This is a genomic window from Microcoleus sp. Pol12B3, from assembly GCF_036701355.1.
GTDB lineage: Bacteria > Cyanobacteriota > Cyanobacteriia > Cyanobacteriales > Microcoleaceae > Microcoleus.
The window spans coordinates 1-11523 of record NZ_JAUBQS010000104.1 but is presented as its reverse complement, the minus strand read 5'-3'; the positions used below and the strand labels follow the sequence as shown (position 1 = coordinate 11523).

Below are 11523 nucleotides of genomic sequence, written 5' to 3'. Positions count from 1 at the left end.
GGCTAAGTTTTAGCTATCGATTAACAAAAAGCGCTCCTAGTAATAGGGGCGCTTTTTGTTTGGGCAAAATATTTTTAGAGACCTGCTTCTATCCGTTAAATCCCTTAAATCCCTTAAATCCCTTACCCCCTTACCTCCGTTACATCCATTCGTTGCTTTCCTTCTTCCTTTTTACTTATTTTTTCTTCCTTTATTCTTTAGTTTTTTATGATTACTATAGAACATAGCCACTAGGCCGATCGAGATACTGTGACATACTCCACGGGCGAAATCTTATATTATGGTCTAGGATTCCAATAGTCGGATTCAGGATATGTTGGGCTTGCTATAAAGTGTTTGCTAGCAGCAATGCAATTGTGTCAATTCCAGAATCTAACCATAGACAAATGTAGCTGATCGGGAGTCGCTCCTCACCGTCCCAAGCGCTCTATCTGTAAGGAGAATTTGTATTATGAAAGATGGACAAGAAGTACGCCGCGTCTCCACACCCGTCATTGCTGGTGTTTGCGGGTTGGCTTTACTGGCAGGAGGGGGCATTGCCTGGTGGACCGCGAACCGTTCGCCAACCCCTGCAGTTACGCAGTCTTCTGCTCAAACTACCGCTCCGTCGCTGTCCCCAAGCCCTGCGGAATCTCCTGCTGTAGTTATCCCGGTACCCCCTCCAAATCCTGTACAAGTGCCACAGGTTCAGACGCCACAGGTTCAGACGCCGCAGGTTCAGACGCCGCAAGCTCAGACTCCGCAGGCTCTAGTCCCAAAGTCGCCGCAGCCAAAGCCTTTGCCGCAGACGGATGTCCAGACAGTGCAAGTCTACTGGGTTAAAGATGCCAGCGGTAAATTTGAGGGAGTTCCTACGAAAGTAGCGGTCAAACAAGCTGACAAGCCTGATGCAGCTTTACAAGCTGCTTTTAATAGTTTGTTGGCGGGGCCGAAGGATGGAACTGTTTCTAGCGAAATTCCTAAGGGGACAAAACTCAGGGGTTTAAGTGTTAAGAATGACGGAGTTTATGTCGATTTGTCAGCCGAATTTACTTCGGGGGGAGGGAGCAATTCGATGACTGGCCGGTTAGGGCAAGTTATCTATACCGCTACGAGTTTACAACCGAATACCAAGGTTTGGATTTCGGTGGAAGGGAAGCCTTTAGAACTTTTAGGCGGCGAAGGTTTGGAGGTGGCTCAGCCGAGTACCCGCCAAAGTTTTGACAAAAATTTTCCCCTTTAGCAATTATGAGTCATTAGTTACAAGCCATTAGTCATCGGTCTGAAGGCCGATCGTAGGAATTGATAACTGATGACTCATGACTGAGGACTGAGAACTGGCAACTAATTTTTAGTGCTTCGTAGTTAGGCTAAATGCCCGAAAGTGTAGGGCTTGCTGTTCGATCCTGCTAGCAAGCCGATCGCACACCATATTACACAGCTCAAAAATTAACTCGTCCTGCACCTTATAATAAGCTGAAGTCCCTTCACTCCGGCGAGTGAGGATACCAGCTTGGAGCATGAGTTTTAGGTGCTTAGAAACATTGGCTTGACTCGTTTGAGTAGCTTCCACCAATTCTTGCACGCATTTTTCGCCGTCGCGAAGCAAGTTCAAAATTCGTAAACGCATGGGTTCGCTCAAAATACTGAAATACTCAGCAACTTGTTGTACGACCTCTTGCGGGACAGGCTGGGATGACTTCATCAAACTCACCGGAGAGAAGTGATCGGGAAATATTAGCATTTATTCTGTCCATAACAATAAAGTAATCCTTCAATCCGGATTAATTCGCATCAACACTTGACCGTATTCGACAGGTTCGCCATTTTGAACTAAAATTTCCATCACTTGACCGGAGACTTCATCCGCATCGATCTCGTTCATCAGCTTCATCGCTTCGATAATACAGACTGTCTGATTGACCTTGATGCGATCGCCCACATTGACAAAAGGTGGCTCGTCGGGAGCAGCAGCGCGATAAAATGTTCCTACCATGGGCGAGATAATGGGCACCCATTTCGTATCGACAGAAGCAGGTACGGCAGCAGGTACAGCGACAGGGGCGGTGACCGGGGTCTCAGCAGACTCGGCTCCTAAATTTTGGTGGACAGCAGGAGGTGACGCTAAGGTGGGGCTAGCAACAGCACCCAACGCGATGGGAGCGACTGTAGGCACGGCAGCAGGGAGCGCAGCAGCGGTTGCTGGTGAACTTGTCAGAATGCCTTTGCGTACTGTCAGTTCAATCTCTCCACTTTTTAAGGTCAGTTCCGAAATGCCAGTTTTGTCTAATACAGTTAGCAGTTCGCAAAGCTGGTTTAAGTCTAGTTGCACAGCAGATTCAAGGGTAATTAAGAATTGAAAATTGAAAATTCTGGTTCAGGCGAAGCTAGGATAATTCAGCGAGTTTGGAGGCAAAAGGGCCAGTTTTTAAGCTGTGAGCGATGAGTGTTGAATTTTGACTTCTTTAACTCATAACTCAGAACTAAAAACTCCCTTTTCCTCCCTCGTTTCTACTCTCGGCCGAGGTACTTGTCTTCACGAGTATCAATCCGAATCCGTTCTCCAATGGAAATAAATAGAGGCACCATAATCTGAGCGCCAGTGGAGAGGATGGCGGGTTTGCTGCCACCAGTGGCAGTATCTCCTTTGACTCCAGGATCGGTTTGTGTCACTTCCAAGACGACAGAGTTGGGCAGTTCCACTTCCAGGATTTGGTCGTTCCAGCGAAGGATATTGACTTCCATACCTTCATTGAGGTACTTGACACGATCGCCTATTTGCTTAGCATTGAGGCGGCTTTCCTCGTAAGTTTCCATATCCATAAAGACAAACTCGTCGCCCTCTTTATAGGTATGTTGCATCACGCTCTTTTCCAGGTTGGCTTGAGGCAAAGTCTCGCCCGCCCGGAAGGTTTGTTCTACTACGTTTCCGGTTTGGACGTTTTTTAATTTTGTCCGCACGAAAGCCGAGCCTTTTCCTGGCTTGACGTGGAGGAATTCGATAACCCGCCACACGCCGTTATTCCATTCAATTGAAACACCTGGTCGAAAGTCGTTACTAGAGATCATATAAATTTTTGCGGGCAATCCCGTCGCCTTGGGGCACGGGGGAACTACAGTCAGTCGATTTTAGATTTTAGATTTTAGATTTTAGATTTACTCCACAGATGAATTTGGGAGATTGAACCTTGGTCTAAAATTTTGATCTCTCCACGACAGGAGTCTGGGGATTGTATCCGTTTTTGAGCGGGTCAGGTTAAAGCTGCAGTTTAGCTGACGGCATCAAAAAAGCAATTGGCATTTTATTTTACCGTTCAAAGGGAGCAAGTGCTTTACTGAAATGTTAATGGCAGTGGGCAGTGGGCTGTTGTCAGTTGACTGTTGACTGTTGTTAGTGGGCAAATCCTCCCCAGCCAAACCAACAGACACTTTAGATGGGTAGCAGCTTAGAGGGCGGGCAGCGCTGTGGGAAGATAAGAGAGGCAATAAAAGTTAAAGTTATGTTGCATTGGCCTAATTTCTCGATCGATACGTGCAAGCGCTGGGGCAAAACCGTCGCTTTAGCGTTCTTGCTGTTCACTCTCTCCCTGAGTTTCAGTTCAGTTTCCCATGCCAAACGCCCCAGCAGCAGTATGCCTGCGGGTAATGCGATTACGGACGGCCGGGCGCTGCTGCGCTTCGCTTTACCTATTGACAATCAGACTGTGCGGGAGTTGCAAATTAGTCTCGAAGACATTGGCAACCACATACGGTCTAAACGTTGGGGGCCCATTAGCAGTGATGTCAGCAAGGCTTCCAGGATTCTCAACCTTCGGGAATCTGACCTTTTAGAGAGTATTCCCGATGGCAAAAAGCCGGAAGCTGAGGCGCTAGTTGCAGGAGTCAAGGAGAAAGTTGCTCAACTGGAAAAGGCTGTTGAGGCTAAAGACAGGGACAAAGTGATTGACTTGAAAGCCACAATCTTAGGTTCGGTAGGCGAAATCGAAGAATTGATGGTGACAAAGTTTCCGTTTGAAGTGCCTGCCAAGTATGCTAATCTGCCTCAACTAAAAGGGCGCGCTACTGTGGCTGTACAAACTGAAAAAGGGGAAATTACTGTTGTGGTTGACGGCTACAGCGCCCCGGTTACGGCTGGTAATTTTGTGGATTTGGTCGATCGAGGTTTTTATGACGGTTTGCCGTTTATTCGATCGGAAGAATCCTACGTTTTGCAAACCGGAGACCCCGAAGGCAAGGAAGTCGGTTTTATTGACCCAGCTACTGGCAAATACCGGAATGTGCCGCTAGAAGTGCTCGTCAGGGACGAAAAAGAACCTATTTACGGGATTACTCTAGAAGATGCGGGACGTTATCGCGACGAACCTGTTTTGCCTTTTTCTGCTTTTGGTACTGTGGCCATGGCCCGTACAGAAACTGACCCTGATAGCGCTTCTTCTCAGTTTTTCTTTTTCTTGTTTGAACCTGAACTCACGCCCGCAGGTCTGAATTTGTTGGACGGCCGCTATGCTGTTTTTGGTTACATGATTGAAGGAAAAGAAGTTTTGGAGCAACTGAAGCAGGGAGACAAGATTGTATCTGCTAAGGTAGTTAAAGGAATCGAAAATTTGGTGCGACCTCAAGTTTAATTAATGACGGCGATTGAAATCGCTGCTTGTCAAAAGTGACGGCGATTGAAATCGCTTTTACACCAACAAAGCCCGCCTGTGCGGGCTAAAAAATCAAGAGTGACTGCGATTTAAATCGTTTCTAGATGGTGGTGAAAGAGATTGAAATCGCTTCTGCACAGATAAATTTCGCCTCAGCGGGCTCGAAAAAGAGATAATTTTTATAGTTTCGTTATTGAAATTAGGAATTAAGTCTAGAATATGGCTATTTTACAATTTTTATTGGTAATAGGTTTGGGCGGATTCACAGGATTGCTGATTGTCAAAAGTGTGAATGAGAGCAAGCAAAAACAGCGGTTGGATGAGGCTTTTTATGAGTTGTTGGAAACTCAAAACAGTCAAATTTCGTTGATTCAACTGGCAGCTAATGCTAGGGTTGAGGCAGAAGTTGCTCAGCAGTATTTAACTCGGCAAGTGAAGATTTTTTCGGCGGTGTTAGAGGTAGATGATGAAGGGGATACTTTTTATAGGTTTCCTAGGTTGCGCTTGCCACCGAGTTCGGGTAAGGAATGGTGAAGTGAGAAAGTGCGATCGACTAATTCAAATTTATGCAAGTTAAAGATATCGGTGAACAAGGCCTTTTAAGAATATTGCAAAAATTCTGTCCTGCAGAGATAGTGGGTGATGATTGCGCTGTCATGGCTACAACTCCCAACAAATCTCTCGCTATCACTACCGATATGTTGGTGGATGGAGTGCATTTCAGCGATCGCACTACGGGGCCTTATTACGCAGGATGGCGCGCCACAGCAGCGAATTTGTCGGATCTCGCGGCTATGGGAGCAAAGCCTCTGGCGGTGACTGTAGCCCTCGCTGTGGCAGGGGATACGGCTGTGGAGTGGGTAGAAGAGTTTTATCGGGGGATGACGGCTTGCTTGCAAGAATATCATACGCCGATCGTCGGTGGCGATGTTGTGCGATCGCCCGTGGTGACTGTGGCGATTACGGCTTTCGGACAAGTTGAGTGCGATCGTACCATTAGTCGGTCAAATGCGCGATCGGATTGGGCGATTGTCGCCACGGGTGTTCACGGAGCCTCCCGCGCGGGATTAGAATTGCTGTTAAATCCAGAATTCGGGCAAAATCTGGAAAAGGTCGATCGAGCTTCTTTAATTCTCGCTCACCAGCGCCCTAAACCGAGGCTGGATGTTTTGCCGGTTGTTTGGGAGATTTTAGATTCTGCGGGTGAGTTTTCCATCGCCGGAATGGACAGCAGCGACGGTTTAGCTGATGCGATTATTCAAATTTGTCAGGCTAGCGGTGTTGGCGCAAAAGTCGATCGCACAAAACTACCAATTCCCGATATTTTCAGCGAAATTGTATCCACCGAGACAGCTTTAGACTGGGCCTTGTACGGGGGTGAAGACTTCGAGTTAGTGCTGTTTTTGCCGATCGCAAATGCTGAGTTATTGGTAGAAAAAATAGGAAATGGAGCCGCGATTGTGGGAACCGCTACGGATAGCACCGATATCTGGTTAACTGATAGCAGCGGTATTTATCCTAATGCTCTATTAAAGCTCGATCGAGGATTTCAACACTTCTAAATTCTCTCTTATCTCTTAGTCGGCGTCCGGCGGACATCGTTTGTATAGACGCGGTTTCAACCGCCGAGTCTTTCTTCCGCTTCCTGTAACATATCATTAACGGTAATGGTTGAGTTTTATTCTTGTTCAGTGGGCGATCGCACTTCCGCCGCTTCCTGTAACATATCATTAACTGGTGGACTTTGGGAATCGGGGAATCTCGGAGGTTCAGACTTACGCCCAAACCATCTGTACTTATTGATTTTCCACGCACCATTAATCCAGCCCACCAATCCAGAAACCACGATTACCGCCAAGAGACTCCACAACAGACTAGCTACAGCCGGATGAATGCGATCGCCATTTTGAGGTATTCTGAACACTATGTCTCTCTCTACATAATTCGCAACCGCAGACACCACAATGCCTCCAGCCCCTAATCCAGTACCGAGTATTTGAATGGTTCTTTCTAGGGAGCGATCGATTTCTGCTTGTTCAATATCTACAATCCCCGCCACCAAATCCACCGCAATCTTAATCAAATCAGTGCCATGTTTGAAATATCCTAAATCACCCTGAATTTGTCTTTGAAAATACCGAGTATTTCTATCAATAAAAAACTTGAATGTTGTTAAATCTTCGGTTGAGGCTTGCCATGTATCACAGATTTGATCCAGCTTTTCCTGATAATTATAATCATGAATATTTATTGTATTATTTGAATTTTCTAAAAATTCTAATCCTCTTTGATAATCCAAACTGTCTTGAAGTAACTGTTTGAGTATGCTTTTCAGAGAGGTTAAAGACTCATCTTTATTAATCTTTTCCTGGGAAGCAACATCATTGTTCGATTCAAACTCAGGGATTTTTGTTTCTAAGCTAGCGATTATCCCCTCAATTATTGCATATAGTCCCTTGAGTAAATCATAAATTTTGCGACTATCCAGAAAAGCTGTAGTGATTTTATGGCGATAATAAAACAGTTCAAATAAAGGTTGAACAATTTGCTCTAATTTTTCCTCAATCTCATCGTCAACCAGATAAACAAAGACTTGTACTTGACTTTTGAGCGAACTGTACTCAAAAATTGGCAAACCCAGTAACTCAGTATCGCGGCAAAAAGGTGGACGCACAGATGCTTCGGGGAACAGATTGTTTAAACATTCATCCGCAACTTGGCGGAGGTATTTTTTAGTGCGAGGTTGATAGGTTGGTAATTTGTAGGTAATAAAAATAGTCTGTCCCAGCCAATCTTCATAACTCTCAGCAAGCATGAGATTATTAACATTAAAATCTTTTAATGCTGCGATATCTATATCTTTATTTTCATCCGTTTCTGGGCTGCCAATTCTTGCTAAAATACCTTCGCTATCATCATCCAGATGGCAAAACTTGAAGGAACCATCAATTTTATTTGAATGCGAGAAATTCTGGGCTTGAGTGAGGGGATTACCGAGGTTAGCTTGGGAAAAGATTAGCTCTTTTTCGTGGCTGAAATGTTGCCAGATATTATTAGCCCAAGTCCAGACAGATTTGACTTCGGTTTTGCTCTCGCGGCTGAGTTGGTAGCTGTAAATGTAGATTTGGGGATGGTCAATTTTTAGCATTTGCTTTGTCAATGCGTTTTTTCAACCTTGCTTCTAGTTTTTTGATATCGGGATATGTATTGATGAGTGTTTCATAACCGGGGGTGACTTTTGCTTCGGCATCATCGAGATTTTTTATGATCAGACTTTTAATTTTATCTCTCACCTCTCTAAACTGTCTATAGAGTGCATTAATAGCCTCTTCTACAGTATCGTTATCAGCACCAGATTCTGCCAAGGGCAGGATTTGGGTGAGTAATTGTTCGATAAAAGCGGGAGTAAGAATTGTGGGCGCGGTGGTAATGGCGTTGTATATTTGGGACAAAATATCGACTTCATTCATAAATTTACCTCACTTTGGTTGAATTCTGGCCTGTTGATTGATGATTGTATGATAATTCCAACTGCTGTAGGGGCGGGTTCGCCGAAATATTTGGTACCCAGCGATGGATTGTAAAAACGCGCCCCACCCACCTAAAAATTCCGATTACGATCCTATTGTAGAGATAGATTGTAGGTTATATCCTAGGCAGGGGCGGGTTTATGAAATCTCTGGTTTTCATCGGAGATGGTTGGTGAACCCGCCCCTACAACATTTGCACGTTCAGATTATAACCCTATGGCACAAAACGCTGCCCAATGATAAACATCGCCGTAGGGTTGTTCATCATCATTGTAGCCTTTTAATTCCTTGAATATGGGTTTTTTCCGATCGGCATCAAAACTATCGGATTCCTTTACCCATGTTAGCAAATCTGGGGTTTTGGCCGATTTAAACCAGCGCTGGGTATCGTGGAGGGCTTTACCGATGCTAACTCCATGTTGTAGCAATTCATAGAATTTTACCATTATCAAGGCGGTGGAGAGGTCGTTGACAGCCCAAAGACTGGCTAGGGTTCCCATTGCTCCGGCGTGGATAAATCCTGTCGGCAATCCAATATAATCGGAGCGATTGTTGGTGTCAATGAGCGCGGTTTCGCAGGCGGAAAGCACGACTAGGCGGCAATGTTTGAATTGCAATAGCAAGATGTCTGCTAATGTTAGACAATTGTTAATATCGGCGGTTTTGCCTTCCCGCCATTCCACGTAGCAATCTGATTCATTCTCCTCGGTGCCCCCCTCGACGGGGAATCTCCGGAGATGATATCCCCAGACAAAATCAAAAACGATTTTAGCGGATCGTCGGGATTGAAGGAGCCGTGACAGGAAAAGTGCGCGCAGTGGGCGTTTTCTAACCGATCTAGATACTTTTCTAGGAGATTTCTTTTACTCGCTTCATTGCCAGGGAGAATTTGACGGATCGCGAATTTGGGGGCGATGCTGGTAACTTCTAAATCGGTGTAATTCAGATCCGAGGTGGGGTTTTGCAGGGCGAGGAGTTAGTCAAAATTTGGGTGGATGGTAATCTGTTGCAGGAGTTGGCAACTGGGGGCGTATTGAATGCCTTCGAGGAATCTATCTAATAAGAATTCGCCGTCACTTAGGGGTAGGGCGTGGAGGGGGAACAGGTGCAGTAACCAGTGGGGAATTAGGATTAAGCGCGTACTTGATGGCGGCAGAATTGTGGTGATTTCGAGGATGTCTGCGAGGCGCTGGAGATAGGTAGCAAGTTGTTTTTGCCAGTCGGTTTTGCTTTGTTTGTAGGCTTGCCGGTATTCAGCAACTAAATCGGTTAATTCATCCCATTGACGGTGGCGGTGCACTGTCAGCACGTCGGGGTATGTGAGGACAAAGGTGATGATTTCTTCGTTGGTGATGTACCACTCAATGAGGGCGGTGTTTGGGGTGAGGAGTTGGGTGATTTCGCTGAAGGTGATGGGTGCTAGGGTTTTGGGGATTTCCTGTTTCTGGGCGATTACTTCTGCAAGGTTGCGGGCTTTGTTGGCTTCGGCATATTCTAGTGCTTCTTGGTTGCTTTGGCGATCGAGACATACTTGCACCATGCCTTTGTAGAGTCTATCCCACTGCATTGGTGACAAGTTAAAACTTAATTGCATTTGTCAATCAGTAATATTACTCAAAAAAACTGCTTTTTGAGGAGTGGAAAATTCACGATTTGAGAGGGAGTAGGTATAAATATCACCCTCGGCAGGATTCCTCGATCGCCCAAATCTCAGTTTTATGCCCAAAATCCGAGTAAATGTTGAGCATAATTGCTGATTGACAAATGCTTTCTTAGCTTAACTTGTTACCAATGATCCCACTGCAAGTCGTGTTTTTGCTTGGTTTCATTTTGCGATTCCAACTTCCGCAGTTGGGCGGCCCCGGCTATGGCATTTTTAAAGGTATCGTAGGCACTTTGGAGAGTTGCTGCTTTTTGGTTTGTGTCTTCTGGTTTTTCTTGGTTGATGTAGTCTAGTTTTGCCAGATAAGCCCAGCCCAGGTTATTTAAGGTTCCTACATTCTTGAACGGGAAATCCTCAAGGGTACGAACAGTTAAAGCAGCCTCATAAAACTCGATCGCCCGTTCCAGATTTTCTGCCCGCGAACCGTTTATCTTGTCACTGTAGGCAGCAGCTAGGTTATTTTGAGTCATTGCCCAATCTTCACGGAAATCCTCAAGGGTATAGACAGTTAAAGCAGCCTCATAAAACTCGATCGCCCGTTCCAGATTTTCTGCCCGCGAACCGTTTATTCTGTTTCTGTAGGCAACTGCTAGGTTATTTTGAGTCATTGCCCAATCTTCAGGGAAATCCTCAATGGTACGAACCGTTAAAGCAGCCTCATAAAACTCGATCGCCCGTTCCAGATTTTCTGCCCGCGAACCGTTTATCCTGTCACTGTAGGCAGTAGCTAGGTTATTTTGAGTCATTGCCCAATCTTCACGGAAATCCTCAAGGGTACGAACAGTTAAAGCAGCCTGATACAACTTGATCGCCCATTCCAGATTTTCGGCCCGGGAACCGTTTATCCTGTCACTGTAGGCAAGGGCTAGGTTATTTTGAGTTTGAGCAAACATTTCGCTTCCCGGTTGCCGATTGTTTAAAACTATTTGATAACCAGTAATCGCAATTTCAATATTATTCGATCTACTGCCAAGGGGAAAGTTTTTAATATGAATACTCAACTTTTCAATGAAGGCGACAATTAACTCAATTGTTTCTGGATTTTGGTCGGCTCTTAAATTCTCGGCTACTTGCTGTAAAGTCTCGGCAAAACGGGCATTGAGGAGATGTTGCCGTTGTTTTAGTATCGGGTAAATTACTTTATTATCGCTATCGCTATCTAGTTCTGCTTGCAATAATTCTCCGATAAAGTTTGCATATTCTTCTTGGGAATCTTCACCTTCGGAGTGAACTCGATCGCCGTTTTCATTCATAGGTTATAGTTAATAGTTAATAGCGTTGGCATAATTGCTGTAGGGGCGGGTTCGCCAACCATCTTTAATACCCACAAACAATCCAGATAAACCCGCCCCCACCCCACCGAAGAAATTCGATCGCTTGTTTCCAATTTTCCTACAAATGCGATCGGTCGTTTTCCGGTTTTTCCGAAAGTGCGATTCCCTACGGGATAGCTTCGCTTCACGGGAATTTGTCGTTGGGAGGGGGCGGGTTTATTTCAATTGTTGGTACTCATTAGAGATGGTTGGCGAACCCGCCCCTACACAATTAATCCTATGACAAACTAATAATTAGAGTTAATTTATTTTAGCCTAATTATGGCAAAAGGTGCTAGGGAGCGATCGACCGTTTTCCAACCCACATTCCGCAGATGTGGGTGGAATTTTTTTATCAGTTGTGAAAAGTTGGAACCCCAAAGTTTTTCCGT

The 11523-nt window shown here is 45.2% G+C and carries 14 protein-coding genes; 4 read left to right on the top strand and 10 right to left on the bottom strand.

The annotated features are described in order from the left end of the window. Positions 1-451: 451 nt before the first annotated feature. Positions 452-1222 carry a GerMN domain-containing protein gene (locus tag QUA53_RS27695; RefSeq protein WP_333100981.1) on the top strand — a complete coding sequence of 257 codons (771 nt, stop codon included), beginning with the start codon at positions 452-454 and terminating at the stop codon, positions 1220-1222. Between the two features lie 108 nt (positions 1223-1330). Here the strand turns inward: QUA53_RS27695 and QUA53_RS27690 are convergent, their stop codons facing one another. The 3 genes from QUA53_RS27690 to efp form a co-directional block, all read right to left on the bottom strand. Then, complete coding sequence (locus tag QUA53_RS27690; protein WP_006631662.1) at positions 1331-1723, bottom strand: ArsR/SmtB family transcription factor; 393 nt, start codon at positions 1721-1723, stop codon at positions 1331-1333. Between the two features lie 30 nt (positions 1724-1753). Then, positions 1754-2311 (bottom strand): acetyl-CoA carboxylase biotin carboxyl carrier protein, encoded by a 558-nt coding sequence (gene accB, locus QUA53_RS27685; RefSeq protein ID WP_333100979.1) that lies wholly within the window; start codon positions 2309-2311, stop codon positions 1754-1756. A gap of 179 nt (positions 2312-2490) precedes the next feature. Continuing rightward, on the bottom strand, positions 2491-3048 hold the full coding sequence (efp, locus tag QUA53_RS27680) for an elongation factor P (protein WP_333100978.1): 558 nt from the start codon (positions 3046-3048) through the stop codon (positions 2491-2493). Between the two features lie 431 nt (positions 3049-3479). On the opposite strand from efp, the gene QUA53_RS27675 reads away from it, so the two are divergent. The 3 genes from QUA53_RS27675 (at position 3480) to thiL (ending at position 6187) form a co-directional block, all read left to right on the top strand. After that, positions 3480-4604 (top strand): peptidylprolyl isomerase, encoded by a 1125-nt coding sequence (locus QUA53_RS27675; protein WP_333100976.1) that lies wholly within the window; start codon positions 3480-3482, stop codon positions 4602-4604. A 240-nt stretch (positions 4605-4844) separates the two neighbouring features. Then, entirely contained in the window at positions 4845-5159 is a 315-nt protein-coding gene (locus tag QUA53_RS27670) for a hypothetical protein (RefSeq protein ID WP_333067685.1), read from the top strand. A 32-nt stretch (positions 5160-5191) separates the two neighbouring features. Beyond that, the gene (gene thiL, locus QUA53_RS27665; RefSeq protein ID WP_333100975.1) at positions 5192-6187 is read left to right on the top strand and encodes a thiamine-phosphate kinase; all 996 of its coding nucleotides are present in this window, start codon (positions 5192-5194) and stop codon (positions 6185-6187) included. 116 nt (positions 6188-6303) lie between these two features. On the opposite strand, the gene QUA53_RS27660 is transcribed toward thiL, so the two are convergent. The 7 genes from QUA53_RS27660 to QUA53_RS27635 all read right to left on the bottom strand — a co-directional run bounded on the left by QUA53_RS27660 (position 6304) and on the right by QUA53_RS27635 (position 11280). Then, positions 6304-7773 (bottom strand): hypothetical protein, encoded by a 1470-nt coding sequence (locus QUA53_RS27660; protein WP_333100973.1) that lies wholly within the window; start codon positions 7771-7773, stop codon positions 6304-6306. Further along, positions 7760-8095 (bottom strand): hypothetical protein, encoded by a 336-nt coding sequence (locus QUA53_RS27655; protein WP_333100971.1) that lies wholly within the window; start codon positions 8093-8095, stop codon positions 7760-7762. Before QUA53_RS27655 ends, QUA53_RS27660 begins: the two co-directional genes overlap by 14 nt. Positions 8096-8361: 266 nt before the next feature. Beyond that, positions 8362-8838 carry a CHAT domain-containing protein gene (locus QUA53_RS27650; RefSeq protein WP_333100970.1) on the bottom strand — a complete coding sequence of 159 codons (477 nt, stop codon included), beginning with the start codon at positions 8836-8838 and terminating at the stop codon, positions 8362-8364. Continuing rightward, positions 8793-9101 carry a CHAT domain-containing protein gene (locus QUA53_RS29400; RefSeq protein WP_445304994.1) on the bottom strand — a complete coding sequence of 103 codons (309 nt, stop codon included), beginning with the start codon at positions 9099-9101 and terminating at the stop codon, positions 8793-8795. The genes QUA53_RS27650 and QUA53_RS29400 overlap by 46 nt, the downstream gene beginning before the upstream one ends. A gap of 30 nt (positions 9102-9131) precedes the next feature. Beyond that, positions 9132-9749 carry a hypothetical protein gene (locus tag QUA53_RS27645; RefSeq protein ID WP_333100969.1) on the bottom strand — a complete coding sequence of 206 codons (618 nt, stop codon included), beginning with the start codon at positions 9747-9749 and terminating at the stop codon, positions 9132-9134. Positions 9750-9940: 191 nt separating this feature from the next. Beyond that, on the bottom strand, positions 9941-11071 hold the full coding sequence (locus QUA53_RS27640) for a tetratricopeptide repeat-containing protein (RefSeq protein WP_333100968.1): 1131 nt from the start codon (positions 11069-11071) through the stop codon (positions 9941-9943). Then, complete coding sequence (locus tag QUA53_RS27635) at positions 11068-11280, bottom strand: hypothetical protein (RefSeq protein WP_333100967.1); 213 nt, start codon at positions 11278-11280, stop codon at positions 11068-11070. Before QUA53_RS27635 ends, QUA53_RS27640 begins: the two co-directional genes overlap by 4 nt. Positions 11281-11523 lie beyond the last annotated feature (243 nt).